Source organism: Olivibacter sp. SDN3 (assembly GCF_014334135.1).
Taxonomy (GTDB): Bacteria; Bacteroidota; Bacteroidia; order Sphingobacteriales; family Sphingobacteriaceae; genus Olivibacter.
Genome location: NZ_CP060497.1, coordinates 1635680 through 1652121 on the forward strand (window position 1 = coordinate 1635680; position 16442 = coordinate 1652121).

Consider the following 16442-nt stretch of genomic DNA (forward strand, 5'->3'; position numbering starts at 1 on the left):
GGTGGTAATAATGGATGTTGTAATAATAGTGTTTGTTTTCATTTTTTGTTATTGGCAGTAAAGTAAGTGTTTTATTTTTAATTTATCAAGATATATTGAAAAAAATTTAAAATTCTAAAAACGCAGACGATTGTTTAAGGATACGTTTTTAAACGCGTGTATACCTAATTACGCAAGATGATCAATCAGCGATTTCTTGGCAGACATCACATACTGGATACGCGGTACATGTTTCGCGTGAAACGTAGAATTGAATCTACTGATAAATGCTTGTTTTGCCATTGAATAAAAAACCTTATTTTTGAGCGAAATCTTTGCGATATCATGAAATATTCATGTCTCCTTCCATGTGCATAGCATGAATATTTCATATGGCCTTAAAAAAACTTTTATATACATATGAATGACCTCATAAAGTTACAATTAGAAGAAGCAAGCGATGCTATGGAAAAAGCGATTACCCATACCGAGTCGGAGCTTACAAAAATTCGCGCAGGTAAAGCGATGCCATCGATGTTAGATGGAATCAATGTAGACTATTACGGAACCCCAACACCTTTGGCTCAGGTGGGTACCATTAATACCCCAGACCCACGTAGCTTGGTTATTCAGCCTTGGGAAAAGAGTATGCTTCCGGTGATAGAGAAGGCAATTATTGATTCAAACATCGGGCTAAATCCTCAAAACGATGGTAACATCATTCGTTTGGCCGTTCCACCGCTAACGGAAGAACGGAGAAAAGAATTAGTACGAAAAGTAAAAGAAGAAACGGAGAAAGGAAAAGTTGCTGTCCGTAATATTCGTAAGGAAGCTAATGATGGCATTAAGAAATTGAAAAACGATGGTCTTTCTGAAGATGAAATAAAAATCGGTGAAGGAGAGGTACAGAAGCTTACGGATATCTTTATAGCAAAGGTTGATAAACTTGCTGAAGTTAAAGAGAAGGATATTATGACCGTTTAAGGCCTAAACAGCAGATTATAATTTAAGTTTTACATAATTATAAATGGAGATCTGTGAGCCATCGCTCACAGATTTTTTTATGGATTTTCAGCACATATTGTACGATTTTTACCTTTCCGTAAAAGGATATTCAAATTGTTGCTCAAGAAAAGATGTCGCTTTAAAAAATGCTTGTATTTTAGGGCAAATTTTGGAAATATCATGAAACACCTCGTACCTTATCTCCTCTTTTTTTTTCTGAACCCCCTATTTGCACAGCAAAAATCAACCTTAACAGTTGAAAAAATTATGCGTGACCCAAAATGGATGGGCGTATTTCCGGAAGATATTTCTTGGGATGCTTTTAATGGCAAATTATATTTTAGATGGAATCCTGATTTGAAAGCATATAACCCCCTCTACAGTATTGATGTGCGGGAGTTAGCTCCCAAGGAGTTGGCGGAAGATTTTGTACAGACTTTTGCCACGCAGGTACAATATACAGATGACAGGAAAAAGGCCGTATATATACGCAATGGTGACGTTTTTTTGCGGGATGTCAAATCCCAGAAGGAAAGACAAATAACCCAAACCGTAGAAAAAGAATCACTTCCGCAATTTACTGCTAATGGAAAAGGGATTCTTTTTAAAAGAGGCGACAACATTTTTTTACGAGCACTGGATGACCATGGGGAAAAACAACTGACAAACTTTGTCAAGGGCAACAGGAGAAACCGTGAAGAGCAGGAGCATTCGGCACAGAATCAATGGCTAAAAGAAGATCAACTCCGATTATTTGAGGTGTTACAGAGTCGGCGCACACAAGAAATTGTCAAGGACTCGCTGGAGAAATTGAAAAAACCAGCAGAACTTCATGAACTGGCAATAGATGAGGATGAGTTGCTTCGTAATGTATTTGCCAGTCCTGATGCCCAGCACGTTGCTTACCTAAAGCATCGTACAACGAAAGATAACAATAACACCGTTGTACCTAATTACGTTACTGTTTCAGGCTATACAGAAGATATGCAAACACGTACTAAAGTGGGGGATAACCAAGGAGGTGCCACCGCTGGTTTTGTTTATAGCGTAGATCGAGATACCGCAATGCAGATAGTAACATCACAGCTGGAAGGAATGTACGATATACCGTCTTTTTATGAAGATTATCCTGCAAAGAAAGATTCTTTGCTGCAGTTAAATCCTGAGCGGGAAGTGAATGTAACCGGTGTATACTGGAGCCCAAAGGGAAGCCACGCAGTAGTTGTTGTGGTAGCCCAAGATCATAAAGATCGCTGGATCACCAAGTTGAGTCCGCAGACCGGGGTGCTTGAACTATTGGACAGGCAACATGATGACGCTTGGGTTGCGGGGCCGGGTATTGGCGGTTGGAACGGAGGAACTGTAGGTTGGGTAGACGATGAGTTATTTTATTTCCAAAGCGAAGTTTCCGGCTTCTCTCATTTGTATACGGTAAACATGCATACAAAAGAGAAAAAACAGCTTACAGCTGGAAATTTTGAAGTGCAATCTGTTCAACTTTCGAAGGATAAAAGCAGATTTTACATCACCGCAAATAAAGAACATCCAGGAGTTACCCATTTTTACCACTTACCTGTTAGGGGTGGCGACATGCGTCAGATCACCCAAATGAAAGGTGGAAATGAAGTGCAGCTTTCTCCCGATGAAAAATGGTTGGCTATACGTTATTCAAATAGTCATACACCTTGGGAGTTGTATTTACAGGAAAACAAAGCGGGGGCAGAAGCTGTACAAATAACAGAATCCCGGTCGGAGGCATTTAAATCCTATGCTTGGAAGACACCTGAAGTAATTAATTTCTCCAATAGGTACGGTGATACGATATATGCCCGGTTGTTTCAGCCCCAACAACCCAAAGAAAGTAGACCTGCCGTTGTTTTTGTACATGGGGCAGGGTACCTACAGAATGTACACCACTGGTGGAGTTCTTATTTTAGGGAGTATATGTTCCATAATCTGCTGGTCGATCTAGGGTATACCGTATTGGACATCGATTATACGGCTAGTGCAGGTTACGGGCGAAATCATCGAACGGGCATTTATCGACATATGGGTGGAAAGGATTTGACCGATCAGGAGGATGGTGTTAAATTGCTTGTTGATAAATATGGCGTGAACCCCAGCAATGTGGGAATCTACGGAGGTTCGTACGGTGGGTTTATTACGCTTATGGCCTTGTTCAACTTGCCGGATGTTTTTGCTGCGGGAGCAGCCTTACGCTCAGTTACCGACTGGGCACATTACAATCATGGTTATACGTCCAATATTTTAAATACACCTTATAACGATCCCAAAGCCTATGAAAGATCATCTCCTATAAATTTTGCTGATGGTTTACAGGGGCACTTGCTCATGTGTCATGGAATGGTTGACGTGAACGTGCATTTTCAGGATATCGTACGTTTGAGCCAGCGCTTAATTGAGCTGGAAAAAGAGAACTGGGAATTAGCTGTTTTTCCCGTAGAAGATCATGGTTTTGTGGAAGCTAGTAGCTGGACAGATGAATATAAACGTATCTTAAAACTCTTTGAAGAAAGACTGAATAATTAGCCCTTTAAGTAGGTTTTATCGGCTTGGACGGGATTTAATTATCCGTGTTTAGCCCGTTTCGTCATATCTGTTAATTCCTACTATCATGGCCGTGATAAATGCTTAAATAACTGTCGTATCTGCTTGGGCTTATACGACCATCGTCTAGCGCGCTCAATACGGCACACCCGGGTTCGTTGATATGCCGACAGTTGTTGAAACGACAGTCTGGCATCAACTCACGCATTTCGGGAAAAAAATGTCCGAGTTCCTGTTGCTCGATATCTATTACGCCTAGTTCTTGTATGCCCGGTGTGTCAATGATATAACTTCCTTTGTTTATCATAATCATCTCGGCAAATGTAGTGGTGTGCTTGCCTTTGTCCGACCAGTTGGAGATCTTTCCTGTACGTAATGAGGCCTCGGGAACCAATCGGTTAATAAGGGTAGATTTTCCAACACCACTATGTCCGGAAATTAACGTCACTTTATTGGCAAGAGACGCCGCAATAGTTTCCACATTCGTTCCGATTAAGGCTGACACCTCAAAACATGGATAACCTAAATCCTCGTAAATAACACGATATTCTTCAAGAATAGCAAGGCCTTCATCGCTAAATAAATCCAGCTTATTAAAAATGACGCCAGCAGGAATGTCATACGCTTCTGCGGTTACTAAAAACCGGTCTATGAACCCCAGTGATGTGGGAGGAGATGCCAGTGTGACGACCAAATATGCCTGATCGAGGTTAGCAGCAATAATTTGAGCCTGTTTGGATAGGTTGATAGACTTTCGGATCATATAGTTCTTCCGATCGTGCAGGTGGGTAATAATGGCTGTTTGCTGCTCGGGTTCGAGTGTAATATCAACCCAGTCTCCAACAGCTATCGGGTTGGTGGTTTTTATGTCCTTTGTTCGGAATTTTCCTTTGATACGGCAATCATAGCGTTTGCCATCGGTTGTTTGTACCGTATACCAGCTACCGGTAGATTTTGTTACGAGCCCTTTCATTGTTTATTGGCTTAGGCTAATATTGCCGCTAGTCCCTTTTTCATCCGTGCAATGGTCTCATCACGACCAAGCAGCGAGGCAATATCAAAAACATGTGGTCCATATTTGCCTCCTACAAGCATCACACGAAACGGCAACATCAACTCTCCCAACTTTAATCCGCTTGATTGAATAGCGAGTTTATAAAAATGCTCTAACTCTTCAGTGCGCCATGGCTCAAAAGCCTCGAGTTGGGGGATAATCGACTGGAAAAAGTCAGTTTTTTCATCGTTCCATTTTTTTTGAATAGCATCCAGATCGTAATTTGCCGGACGTACGAAAAAGAAAGCGGCTTGTTCCCAAAAGTCGTCCATAAAGATAAGGCGATCTTTGACTAGGGATAATACACTGTATAGATATTTTTCATCTTCTACAACCACTTCATGAGCGGCCAACAAACGTTTAATGTAAGGGCCAAGATCAGCATTGTCCAAACGCTTAATCCATTCGTGGTTAAACCATTTGGCTTTTTCGAAATCAAATTTGGCACCGGCTTTACTGATTCTGTCTATGGTGAATTTGTTGGCGAGTTCTTGTAAGGAGAATAGTTCCTGTTCGGTACCATCATTCCAACCTAACAGTGCCAGCATATTGATAAATGCCTCTGGTAAAAAACCAAGTTCTTTGAATCCTTGGGTAAGTATTCCCGTTTGTGGATCCTTCCAGTTCATCGCATATACCGGAAAACCTAGACGGTCGCCATCTCTTTTACTGAGCTTTCCATGGCCATCTGGTTTTAGAATTAGTGGAAAATGTGCCCATTGAGGCATTTCCTCGCTCCAGCCCAAATACTCCCATAGCAAGACATGAACAGGAGCTGACGGTAACCACTCTTCCCCTCTGAAGGCATGCGTTATTTTCATTTGGTAATCATCCACCACAACGGCCAAGTGATAGGTGGGCATTCCGTCTGCCTTCAGTAATACTTTATCGTCCACCAGTGAGGTGTCAAAGCTTACATTTCCCCGGATCATATCGTCGAAACTAACGGTTTCATTGATGGGCATTTTTATCCGGATAACATAAGGTGCTCCGCTAGCTATGAGTGAGCTAACTTCAGCCTCATCGATAGTAAGCGAATTTCTTAATTGATTTCTGTTTTCGTGGCTGTACTTAAAATTCGGGACCGATTTACGCTGCGCGTCCAGTTCCTCGGGAGTGTCGAAAGCATAGTAGGCGTAGCCATCGGCAACGAGTTGCTCTGCAAAACCTTTATAACGAGATTTACGTTCACTTTGACGATAGGGACCATAATTACCGCCCTTTTCAGGGCTTTCATCGGGTTCCAGTCCACACCACTTTAAGCAGGTATTAATGTATTCCTCGGCCCCGGCAACATAACGGGTCTGATCGGTGTCTTCAATGCGTAATATAAATTGGCCGCCATGGCTCTTCGCAAATAGATAGTTGAACAAAACCGTGCGAACGCCTCCCAAGTGTAATCCACCGGTAGGGCTGGGTGCAAACCGTACCCTTACTTTCTTTTCTGTAGACATAGCGCAAACTTAGATAAATTGCTTTTATATGCAAAATACTAAATAGCATATAAAAGCTGTTTGCCGATCTCTCATCTGCCGATGAGAACTTTGTTTACAGATAAACTTAGATAAAACGCTTTGCATATGCAACCAGAGAGAAGCATATCGTATCCGTTTTATTTGAAGGTTAACAGCCTTTGAAAATGCCCTATTCGATTCAACGATAATTTTGTAAATAGCCATTGCCCTAAACCTTGTAGTTAATGGTATAAAATTGTACTTTGCATGGATTTAGTAAAATAGTTTAAGATGTAGTGGTTAAAGGAGGACAGTAGTGGCTGTGCATAAACTTTATGCGTTCTTTTGTCTTGGATCCTGCCGGTTACATCTTCCTTGTTAGAAATATGAATCCATATCAATATAACCAGCGGTGGAAGTTTTTGCTGCTCATATTTGCTGCGATCATTGCCGCTGCTTCGTTGTGGTATACGAATTTCCTGGTGCAAAACTTATCGGAAGCCGAGAGAACGAAAGCCTCAGTATGGGCCATTAGCACTAAAAATATGTATGCTATGCCCGACGTGAACGACGAGTACATCACCTACATTTATAGCGTGCGCGATAGTTTGAAGGTACCGGCTATTATTACGGATACAAAAGATAGTATCATTTATTATCGCGGCCTTGATTCTACTAAAACGCCGTATAACATGGGGTCAGATATTCAGCTAGAGAATAGTAATCTGCCGAAATATGACCCGGGATATTTTCAGACGCAGTTGGCCTTAATGAAAGAATTGCATCCGCCAATTGTTATTGATCTTACAGGGGGGGAAAAATGGTACGTTTATTATAAAGACTCGCTGCTCCTTACACAATTGCGGGTGTTTCCGTACGTTCAACTTACATTGATTGCCATTTTTTTGGGAATTGCTTACACGGTATTCAACAGCATGCGTAAATCTGAACAGAATCAGGTATGGGTAGGCCTGGCAAAAGAAACCGCTCATCAGCTCGGTACGCCCATCTCGTCTTTAATGGCTTGGGTAGAACTTATGAAGGTAAAGTTTGATGCTGAAGAGGATCCCCTACTTAGCGAAATGGAAAATGATGTCCGGAGGTTGGAGATCGTGGCGGATCGCTTCTCCAAAATAGGCTCAAAGCCAAATTTAGAAAATCATGCCGTATACCCCGTAGTTAATAGTTTTGTACGCTATTTTAAAGTGCGTACAAGTGATAAAATAAAATTTACCGTGTCGGGGGATAAAACAGTTGAAGCACAACTTAGCGTTCCGTTGTTCGACTGGGTTATCGAAAATATCTTAAAGAACGCCGCAAATGCAATCGAATCGGCTGGAGAAATAAATATATTAATTAGTGAAAATATTGCTAAAGAGCAGATATTTATAGATATTAGCGACACGGGGAAAGGCATTCCCAGAAATAAGTTTGATGCTATATTCCAGCCAGGTTATACTACCCGCAAGCGGGGGTGGGGACTTGGACTTTCACTCACTAAACGAATTGTTGAAAATTATCATAAAGGACAAATTTTTGTAAAGGACTCTGAAGTAGGTAAAGGCACCACCTTCAGAATAATATTAAAAAGTAGCTTAACTTATGAACCCGCTAAAATCTGATGAATTTCCTTCCTTTTATGCAGCATACGTTGATACCGTCATAGGCGACGTTAAGGAGGTGCTGAACGAACAAATCGTTAGCTTTCCTGCTTTTTTAGATGCAATACCCGCAGGAAGATCGGAGTATGCCTATGCTGAAGGCAAATGGACAATCAAAGAAATTGTAGGTCATGTGATCGACACGGAACGCATAATGGCTTATCGGGCGCTCCGTTTTGCCCGAAATGATACAAAAGCTCTGCCGGGGTTTGAACAGGAAGACTATGTGACTAACGCCCGGTTCAAAGAACGTAGCTTGGGCAGCTTGGCAGAAGAGTTTATACTGGTAAGGAAAGCAAATATGGCCCTTTTCGAGTCATTCAACGAAATCGAACTGACACGGAAAGGCCTGGCATCAGACAGACTAATAAGTGTCAGAGCTTTCCTGTATATTGTGGCAGGACATCTTAACCACCATCGAAATATAATAAAAGAACGTTACTTAGAACCGGTTAAATGATTTGGAATAGCGTATATACTATAGACGAATTAAATGACAGACCTGCTAACCATATTGGAGCACTGCTAGATATTAAGTTTACGGAGATTACAGAAAATAGCCTAACGGCCACGATGCCTGTAGACGATCGGACCAGACAACCGGCAGGAATTTTGCACGGAGGCGCTTCAGTTGTGTTGGCAGAGACAGTAGGTAGTGTCGCTTCCAATTTAGTGGTAGACGGACGAAAATATATGGGTGTTGGATTGGAAGTGAATGCAAATCATCTCCGACCGGTAAAGGAAGGGCTTGTAAAAGCTGTTTGTACCCCTCTTCACATAGGGGCAAAAACGCACATCTGGGATGTTAAACTGTATAATGAAAAAGATAAACTTACCTGCGTAAGTAGGTTAACGGTAGCAATAGTGCCTAAAAGCTAATATATAACTGCGATTTTTTCTAATGAAGTTTTAATTTTAAAACTATTTAAAAAATCAAATGTTCTATAGATATCAATAAAGCCAGGTAATGGTTTTGTGATAAGGTTTAGGTTTTTGAGGCGCCACGATGGATTATCGGGGCGCTTCTTTTTTTAAGAAAAAGAGCCCCGAAGATTTGTTCTGTTTTAAGCAAACGGTTGCATACAGGTTTTAATTTAAAAAATCAAATTATTTTATTAGCCTTGTAAAGACATTATGAAATCATTGTTATATTTACAAATTGTCTTAGAGATTCTTAAACTAATTCTTTCACATGAACCAACACTCCAGTACCGACAATATCGGTAAAAGCGCCATTAACCCTATTGTTATCATCGGCGCATTGTTCTTTATTTTCGGATTCGTTACTTGGTTAAATTCCGTATTGATTCCTTATCTGAAAATCGCTTGCGAACTCAATCACTTTCAATCTTATCTAGTTGCCTTTGCTTTCTATATTGCCTATTTTGTTATGGCACCATTGTCTACAAAGACACTGAAAGTGTTCGGGTTTAAAAATGGTATGTCGGTAGGGCTTATTATTATGGCTATCGGTGCATTGCTCTTTATTCCTGCTGCAATGGCGCGGACGTACGCGCTTTTTCTAATAGGTCTTTTTATACAGGGAAGTGGCTTAGCTATTTTACAAACAGCGTCAAACCCTTATATAACTATTTTGGGACCACCGGAAAGTGCAGCGAAGCGTATCAGTATTATGGGAATATGCAATAAACTGGCGGGTGGGGTGGCACCAATAGTGTTGGGCGCAGTAGTGTTGAGTGATGCTGATGCATTAACAGAAAGAATTGAATCCATGCCGGAAGTCCAGAAAATTGTAGAATTAAATGAGCTGGCTTCTCGCGTAATTTTCCCCTATATTTGTATTATCCTCGTGCTCGCTGTACTTGCTTTTCTAATATATCGGTCGAACTTACCGGAAATTGATACAGATAAAGAGGATCAAACTGCTGTGACCGCTAATCAAGGGAAAACGAGTTTATTTAACTTTCCTCATCTTATTCTAGGCTTTATCACGATGTTTTTATACGTTGGTGTGGAAGTTATTGCTGGAGATACCATTATCAGTTATGGGTCATCTCAGGGGATAAAACTAGATGTGGCGAAGTTTTTCACTATGGGGACGATGATTTGCATGATACTGGGATATTTAGCGGGAATTGTATTGATCCCTAAATATATTAAGCAGGAAAATGCAATGAAAATATGTGGGATTTTGGGTGTTATCTTTAGTTTGGGTGCTATTTTTACCCAAAGTTATGTGTCGGTAGCGTTCATCGCATTGCTGGGTTTGGCAAACTCTTTGGTGTATCCAGCAATATGGCCTTTGGCTATTGTAGGCCTAGGGAGATTCACCAAAGCAGCCTCATCGTTGCTGGTGATGGGTTTAGCAGGTGGAGCCGTTGTCCCTTTAATTTATGGTGCGCTGGCAGACTCTTGGAATCCCCGACAGGCCTACTGGGTAATGATACCTTGCTATTTAGTAATTTTTTATTATGCAGTAGCCGGACATAAATTGGGCAAAAAACAACCATAGAACCTTTTTTACCTAAAATTGAGATAAAGATGAGCCGATTAATCTTGCTAGCTGTTTTTCTAGTAAATGGTTTTTTATGTAACGCGCAATTACCTGAATATAAGGAAGCTGTTGAGTTAGTTGATCCTTATCCGGAAGATAACAGTGTTTGGAGCGATGTGGGGGGAGGTATTAATAGTAGTTTTGTATCTGTCGACGAGTCTTTTAAACGGTCGGCACCTCCTCAGAAAGAGCAATTGACCAACGAGTGGAAGATAAAAGCCTGGAAAGGTGAAAAAGTACATACACAGGCATTGGTATGGGCAAAGGAAGATCTCCACGACATTACCCTTCAGGTTTCCGACCTAGTGGCCGAAAATGGCAATAAGATTGCAGCTGACGCCGCGAAAGCCAAATTCATTCGTTATGTGTTAACCGATCATTTAGGAGAACTGGAGTCTGGTTGTGGTATTCCGCAAGGACTCGACACTTCTTTAGTGGCCGATTTAATCGATGATGTAGCGTCCTTGTCGATAGAGAATCATACCAGTAGGCCTATTTGGTTGAGTGTAGAGGTGCCTGAATCGTCGAAAGCGGGCGTATACCGGGGTGCCTTGACGATCTCTTCAGCAGATCAGGAAACTCAAACACTGCCGTTTGAGGTCGAAGTACTTGCTCATACGCTACCTAAACCTAGTGAATGGTCATATCATCTGGACCTTTGGCAAAATCCGTACGCAGTAGCTAGAGTATATGGTATAGAACCATGGTCGGAAGAGCATTTCGAGGCTATGCGACCTTACATGCAGCTGTTAGCGGACGCTGGCCAGAAAGTTATTACGGCCAGTATTATTTATGACCCCTGGAACGGGCAAACATACGACATATATGAAAGTATGATCCAATGGGTAAAGAAAGAAGACGGGTCTTGGTTTTATGACTATAGTGCCTTTGACAGGTGGGTGGAATACATGATGAGTTTTGGAGTAGATAAATTTATCGAATGCTACAGTATGATACCATGGGATCTACAATTCTATTATTTCGATGAAGCTAGTGGGGAACAGGTTTTTTTAAAGGCCAAACCTGGGGAGAATAGCTACAAGGAACATTGGAAACCGATGCTGGTAGATTTCGCAAAGCACCTGAAGGAAAAGGGGTGGTTTGAAAAGACAACCATTGCCATGGACGAACGGGAGATGAAAGACATGCAACGGGCGATAGCCATTATAAAAGAGGCAGACCCGCAATTCAATATTTCATTGGCTGGTGGAGATCATCCCGAGTTGTACAATGAATTGATAGATTATTGTGTGGCGCTGCGCTATGAGCTCAGTAAGGACTTAATACAGGAACGAAGAGATAAGGGATATACCACAACTTTTTATACCTGTTGTACAGAACCTTATCCGAATACCTTTACATCTTCTTCTTCCGCAGAAGCTACTTGGCTTGCCTGGTATGCATTGAATAAAGATTTTGATGGCTATTTACGCTGGGCTTACAATTGCTGGGGTCCAAAACCTCTACAAGATACCAGGGTAGGAACATGGTCGGCGGGAGATGCATGGCTCGTTTATCCCGGAGCACGTAGTTCCATTCGATTTGAACGGCTAATAGAAGGTATACAGGATTTTGAGAAAGCAAAAATTCTCCGGGCATCTTTCGAAAAACAGGGCAAAAATGATGAACTAAAAAAATTAAATGAGGCGATAACACCTTTTGAGTTTAAGGCGCTTGATCATATGCCCGCGTCGCAGGTTGTCAATCAAGCAAAGGAAGTATTGAATAGCTTTTAATGTAACCTGAAATTTATAGTTAATGTATTAGACGATCTCAGGATTGTTTTTTTATCTTCGAAGAAAAATAATAAGGTTTCACGCTACGCTGTAACCTATAAACATCAAAATAAATCTAAATGAAAAGAACTTTTTTATGTATAGCTACTGCTATGCTGTTTGCTTCTTTACTGAGCATAGAGACATCTTTTGCACAAACCGTAAAGCTTCCTGCTGCTAGTAGTAAACAAGTCGTTACGCAAGATCTTGGTATCAGTCAGGTTACGCTAACTTATGCGCGTCCCAATACTAAGGGGCGGAAAATTTTTGGTGGTCTTGAACCTTATGGTGAAGTGTGGCGAACAGGGGCTAACGGTGCAACCACCTTAGCTTTTAGTGGTGATGTCATTATTGATGGCAAAAAAGTTGCCGCGGGTACTTATGGTTTGTTTACCATACCTGATAAAAATGAATGGACAATCATTCTGAACAAGAAAAGCGATCAATGGGGAGCATATGAATATAACCAGTCAGACGATGTTCTTCGTTTTAAGGTTAAGCCCGAAAAGACAAAAAATAAAGTGGAAACGTTCACGATAGATTTTCCTGAAGTAACAGCTAAGCAGGCGAAGCTTAGCATTCGCTGGGAAGACACCGCAGTGGCATTTGACATAAACGTTGATCAGGACCAAGAAATTATGGCTTCTATAGATGAGGCCATGCAAAGTGAGAAAAAACCTTATTTGGCTGCCGCACAGTATTATTTCAATAATGATAAAGACCTCGATAAAGCATTGATTTGGGCAGATGAAGCCCTGAAAGCTAATCCGGCATTACCGTATCCATACTATTGGAAGGCTCAGATTCAACTGAAAAAAGGCGATAAGGCTGGAGCGAAAGCCACTGCGGAGCTGGGGAGACAAGCGGCAGAAAAGGCTGATAGTGAAGAATATATACGATTGAATAACCAGGTTATAGAGAAGGCAAAATAATTCTGTATCTTTGTGCCTTTGTCACAATGGTCCATGCAATTTTCTCGTTGTGGCAGATAAATACTTGGAATCATTTTTTTTACTTAATCTATGTTTGATAATCTACAGGATAAGTTAGATAGAGCCTTTAAAGTTTTAAAAGGTCAGGGCAATATTACGGAAATCAACGTTGCAGAGACCATTAAGGAGATTCGTAAGGCCTTATTGGATGCCGACGTCAATTATAAAACTGCAAAGGCTTTTACCGATGAGGTAAAACAGAAGGCTCTGGGAGAAAATGTGTTGAATAGCGTTTCTCCTGGGCAGTTGCTGACCAAGATCATGAATGATGAGCTTACAGCACTCATGGGCGGATCGGTTACAGAGCTGGAAACCACTAAAAACCCAACAGTAATATTGATTGCTGGTCTGAACGGAGCAGGTAAGACTACGTTTACAGGTAAACTGGCAAAATACCTGAAAGAAAATAAAGGAAAAAAACCGCTTTTGGTTGCGGGTGACGTTTATCGTCCGGCGGCAATCGATCAGTTGGAAGTGCTCGCTCAGCAAGTAGATGTACCGGTATATACTAACCGCGATTCAGCGGATCCGATTGCGATTGCTGAGGAAGGAGTTACCGAAGCCAAAAGAAACGGGAACAACATCGTTATCGTCGATACTGCTGGTCGTCTAGCTATCGATGAGGCTTTGATGAACGAAATCAGTGCTGTTAAAGATGCCACCCAACCGCACGAGATCCTCTTTGTAGTAGATGCCATGACTGGTCAGGATGCGGTAAACACGGCAAAGGCCTTTAATGATCGTTTAGACTTTACCGGAGTGGTGTTAACCAAGTTAGATGGAGACACTCGTGGTGGTGCAGCCTTGTCTATAAAATCAGTTGTCAATAAACCGATCAAGTTTATCGGTACAGGCGAGAAGATGGAGGCCTTGGATGTGTTTCATCCAGATCGTATGGCTTCCCGTATTTTGGGTATGGGCGATGTGGTTTCTTTGGTTGAACGTGCACAACAGCAGTTTGATGAAAAAGAAGCCGCGGCGCTGCAGAAAAAAATCCGCAAAAATAAATTTGATTTCAATGATTTCGTCAGTCAGATACAACAGATCAAGAAGATGGGTAATATGAAGGATCTGATGGGGATGATTCCTGGCGTGGGTAAAGCGATCAAAGACGTTGATATTGATGACGATGCTTTCAAACCTATTGAGGCGATCATTGGTTCTATGACACCATATGAACGGGAAAACCCGGACGTAATTGATCAAAAGCGTCGTATGCGTATAGCTAGTGGCTCTGGAACAGATATTAATGATGTCAATAAGTTGATGAAGCAATTTAGTGATATGCGAAAGATGATGAAACAGTTCTCGAATCCCGCAGCTGCGGCAAAGATGATGCGAGGCATGCCTAAGATGCCTTTTGGTAGATAATATTTAGTGCACAAAATGAACAGCAGAAGGCGCTACCTTTTCTAAGAAAGATAGCGCTTTTTTTATTATTTTGCCTTTATACATCATCACCTGAACATCATGTTAGTCAAAGTATTCAGCAGTGCGGTATACGGAATTGAGGCAACGACCATCACCATTGAAGTCAATATATCTGCGGGAACACAATATTTTATTGTAGGCCTCCCCGATAGCGCGATTAAGGAAAGTACTTTTAGGGTAGAAAGTGCACTACAAAGTGCGAACTATCGGATGCCCCGGCAGAAGATTGTGATTAATATGGCACCTGCTGATATTAAGAAAGAAGGCTCGGCTTATGACCTGGCAATTGCCATAGGTGTGCTCGCCGCGTCGGGACAAATCAAAACGGATAGACTGGCTGATTTCCTTATCTTAGGTGAATTGTCCCTGGATGGTGGTGTCCAAGCCATCAAAGGCGCTTTACCCATTGCACTACAAGCCAGAAAAGAGCAGTTTAAAGGCATAATACTACCAAAAGCAAATGCTAGGGAGGCGGCTGTTGTAAATGATTTAGAAGTATACGGGGTTGATAATATTCTCGAAGTTGTTCAATTTATGAACGAGGAGAAAGGGCTGACGCAAACAATGGTAGATACCCGAGAAGAATTTCTTTCCAATATCAATAATTATGCGTTTGATTTTTCGGATGTGCACGGACAGGAGAATATCAAGCGAGCTTTGGAAATCGCAGCAGCGGGAGGCCACAATGTAGTGCTGATTGGTCCGCCCGGCGCCGGGAAGACGATGTTGGCTAAGCGGTTGCCCTCCATTCTGCCACCATTAAGTCTTTACGAATCGCTTGAAACCACGAAAATTCATTCCGTAGCTGGAAAGCTAACTGCTAAAGATGCATTGATGACCGTCCGTCCTTTTCGGGCACCACATCATACCGTGAGTGATGTTGCGCTGGTAGGTGGAGGAGGAAATCCGCAACCAGGTGAAATTTCCCTTGCGCACAATGGCGTATTGTTTTTAGATGAGTTACCGGAGTTTAAGCGTGCCGTATTGGAGGTTCTAAGGCAGCCACTGGAAGAGCGGCAGATTACTATTTCACGAGCGAAATTAACCGTTGATTATCCAGCTAGTTTTATGCTGATAGCATCAATGAATCCCTGCCCTTGCGGCTATTACAACCATCCTGAAAAAGATTGTGTGTGTGCTCCCGCGCTTGTTCAGAAATATCTTAGTAAAGTTTCCGGGCCGCTTTTGGATCGAATTGACCTACATGTGGAAGTCACGCCAGTTGATTTTGGTGCGCTAACAGCAAAGACAGACATTGAAAAAAGTAATTGCATTAGAGAACGGGTAATCTCCGCCAGAAATATACAAGAAATACGGTTCAAGAATGAAGAAAATGTACACAGCAATGCACAAATGGGTTCAAAGAAAGTGAGGGAAATCTGTACGATCACGGATGGGGGAAAGACCTTACTGAAGAATGCGATGGAGCGCCTGGGACTGTCTGCCAGGGCCTACGATCGAATATTAAAAGTAGCCCGTACAATTGCGGATTTAGATAGTAGCGACACCATAGCGATGGAGCATCTTGCCGAGGCCATTCATTTTAGAAGTTTGGATCGGGAGCATTGGGCAGGGTGATCCACGTAAATTAACTTGTCGTGCACGACCACCATACGTTTTTTTGAAATTCCGCTTCTTCATAAAATAGATCTATTTCCTCCCGGCTTAATTCAAGCTCGTTGCCATGTTGGTCAACAAAGCGTGGCACCCAATTACAGGCGGGACCTCTAAAACCGAAAAAGTAAACGGTTATATTCTGCCATTGATACTGATCAATATAAGGATCACATGTGCAATTGGGATCGTCCATTCTTTCCAAAACTTGCGAAGGTAGGTTTTCTGCTAATCGCTCTTCCTTTGCACAGGACAAGCAAACGATAAGCAAAATCGGGATAAGTAAATTTCTTGTCATAATAAAGGTTTTATCGCTTATAACGGAAATGTGCGGGGAATAGTGACAGGGAGAAGTGTTTTTCTATACATACAACAAATCCCTTCCCGGCATAGC

13 protein-coding genes are annotated in these 16442 nt (G+C 41.8%); 10 read left to right on the forward strand and 3 right to left on the reverse strand.

Annotation, left to right across the window (positions count from 1 at the left end; all coding sequences use genetic code 11):
• Window positions 1–399 precede the first annotated feature (399 nt).
• Window positions 400–963, forward strand: a complete 564-nt coding sequence (gene frr, locus H8S90_RS06570; RefSeq protein WP_187341770.1) for a ribosome recycling factor — start codon at window positions 400–402, stop codon at window positions 961–963.
• Window positions 964–1164: 201 nt separating this feature from the next.
• Window positions 1165–3534, forward strand: a complete 2370-nt coding sequence (locus H8S90_RS06575) for a prolyl oligopeptidase family serine peptidase (protein ID WP_187341771.1) — start codon at window positions 1165–1167, stop codon at window positions 3532–3534.
• Window positions 3535–3604: 70 nt separating this feature from the next.
• Here H8S90_RS06575 and rsgA read toward each other — a convergent pair whose 3' ends face one another.
• Both rsgA and gltX read right to left on the reverse strand, forming a co-directional pair.
• A complete protein-coding gene (gene rsgA / locus H8S90_RS06580; protein WP_187341772.1) occupies window positions 3605–4525 on the reverse strand; it encodes a ribosome small subunit-dependent GTPase A in 921 nt (306 codons plus the stop codon).
• An 11-nt stretch (window positions 4526–4536) separates the two neighbouring features.
• Window positions 4537–6060, reverse strand: a complete 1524-nt coding sequence (gene gltX, locus H8S90_RS06585; protein ID WP_187341773.1) for a glutamate--tRNA ligase — start codon at window positions 6058–6060, stop codon at window positions 4537–4539.
• A 386-nt stretch (window positions 6061–6446) separates the two neighbouring features.
• Here gltX and H8S90_RS06590 point away from each other — a divergent pair, with 386 nt between their 5' ends.
• The 8 genes from H8S90_RS06590 to H8S90_RS06625 all read left to right on the forward strand — a co-directional run bounded on the left by H8S90_RS06590 (window position 6447) and on the right by H8S90_RS06625 (window position 16012).
• Complete coding sequence (locus H8S90_RS06590) at window positions 6447–7682, forward strand: HAMP domain-containing sensor histidine kinase (protein WP_187342951.1); 1236 nt, start codon at window positions 6447–6449, stop codon at window positions 7680–7682.
• The gene (locus tag H8S90_RS06595) at window positions 7663–8181 is read left to right on the forward strand and encodes a DinB family protein (RefSeq protein WP_187341774.1); all 519 of its coding nucleotides are present in this window, start codon (window positions 7663–7665) and stop codon (window positions 8179–8181) included. The genes H8S90_RS06590 and H8S90_RS06595 overlap by 20 nt, the downstream gene beginning before the upstream one ends.
• Window positions 8178–8600 (forward strand): hotdog fold thioesterase, encoded by a 423-nt coding sequence (locus H8S90_RS06600; RefSeq protein ID WP_187341775.1) that lies wholly within the window; start codon window positions 8178–8180, stop codon window positions 8598–8600. The genes H8S90_RS06595 and H8S90_RS06600 overlap by 4 nt, the downstream gene beginning before the upstream one ends.
• Before the next feature lie 313 nt (window positions 8601–8913).
• On the forward strand, window positions 8914–10194 hold the full coding sequence (locus H8S90_RS06605; RefSeq protein WP_187341776.1) for a sugar MFS transporter: 1281 nt from the start codon (window positions 8914–8916) through the stop codon (window positions 10192–10194).
• A gap of 29 nt (window positions 10195–10223) precedes the next feature.
• Window positions 10224–11972 carry a DUF4091 domain-containing protein gene (locus H8S90_RS06610; protein WP_187341777.1) on the forward strand — a complete coding sequence of 583 codons (1749 nt, stop codon included), beginning with the start codon at window positions 10224–10226 and terminating at the stop codon, window positions 11970–11972.
• 119 nt (window positions 11973–12091) lie between these two features.
• Entirely contained in the window at window positions 12092–12943 is an 852-nt protein-coding gene (locus H8S90_RS06615) for a DUF2911 domain-containing protein (RefSeq protein ID WP_187341778.1), read from the forward strand.
• A gap of 90 nt (window positions 12944–13033) precedes the next feature.
• Window positions 13034–14374: a signal recognition particle protein gene (gene ffh, locus H8S90_RS06620; RefSeq protein ID WP_187341779.1), complete on the forward strand. Its 1341-nt coding sequence runs from the start codon at window positions 13034–13036 to the stop codon at window positions 14372–14374.
• A 99-nt stretch (window positions 14375–14473) separates the two neighbouring features.
• Complete coding sequence (locus tag H8S90_RS06625; RefSeq protein ID WP_187341780.1) at window positions 14474–16012, forward strand: YifB family Mg chelatase-like AAA ATPase; 1539 nt, start codon at window positions 14474–14476, stop codon at window positions 16010–16012.
• A 10-nt stretch (window positions 16013–16022) separates the two neighbouring features.
• On the opposite strand, the gene H8S90_RS06630 is transcribed toward H8S90_RS06625, so the two are convergent.
• Window positions 16023–16346: a hypothetical protein gene (locus tag H8S90_RS06630; protein ID WP_187341781.1), complete on the reverse strand. Its 324-nt coding sequence runs from the start codon at window positions 16344–16346 to the stop codon at window positions 16023–16025.
• Window positions 16347–16442 lie beyond the last annotated feature (96 nt).

What these genes read in the sequence shown, in the direction of transcription:
- ffh (WP_187341779.1), top strand. Translation starts at nt 13,034, where the DNA reads ATGTTTGATAATCTACAGGATAAGTTAGATAGAGCCTTTAAAGTTTTA.
- rsgA (WP_187341772.1), bottom strand. Translation starts at nt 4,525, where the DNA reads ATGAAAGGGCTCGTAACAAAATCTACCGGTAGCTGGTATACGGTACAA.
- H8S90_RS06605 (WP_187341776.1), top strand. Translation starts at nt 8,914, where the DNA reads ATGAACCAACACTCCAGTACCGACAATATCGGTAAAAGCGCCATTAAC.
- H8S90_RS06630 (WP_187341781.1), bottom strand. Translation starts at nt 16,346, where the DNA reads ATGACAAGAAATTTACTTATCCCGATTTTGCTTATCGTTTGCTTGTCC.
- H8S90_RS06595 (WP_187341774.1), top strand. Translation starts at nt 7,663, where the DNA reads ATGAACCCGCTAAAATCTGATGAATTTCCTTCCTTTTATGCAGCATAC.
- H8S90_RS06610 (WP_187341777.1), top strand. Translation starts at nt 10,224, where the DNA reads ATGAGCCGATTAATCTTGCTAGCTGTTTTTCTAGTAAATGGTTTTTTA.
- H8S90_RS06600 (WP_187341775.1), top strand. Translation starts at nt 8,178, where the DNA reads ATGATTTGGAATAGCGTATATACTATAGACGAATTAAATGACAGACCT.
- H8S90_RS06625 (WP_187341780.1), top strand. Translation starts at nt 14,474, where the DNA reads ATGTTAGTCAAAGTATTCAGCAGTGCGGTATACGGAATTGAGGCAACG.
- H8S90_RS06575 (WP_187341771.1), top strand. Translation starts at nt 1,165, where the DNA reads ATGAAACACCTCGTACCTTATCTCCTCTTTTTTTTTCTGAACCCCCTA.
- H8S90_RS06590 (WP_187342951.1), top strand. Translation starts at nt 6,447, where the DNA reads ATGAATCCATATCAATATAACCAGCGGTGGAAGTTTTTGCTGCTCATA.
- frr (WP_187341770.1), top strand. Translation starts at nt 400, where the DNA reads ATGAATGACCTCATAAAGTTACAATTAGAAGAAGCAAGCGATGCTATG.
- gltX (WP_187341773.1), bottom strand. Translation starts at nt 6,060, where the DNA reads ATGTCTACAGAAAAGAAAGTAAGGGTACGGTTTGCACCCAGCCCTACC.
- H8S90_RS06615 (WP_187341778.1), top strand. Translation starts at nt 12,092, where the DNA reads ATGAAAAGAACTTTTTTATGTATAGCTACTGCTATGCTGTTTGCTTCT.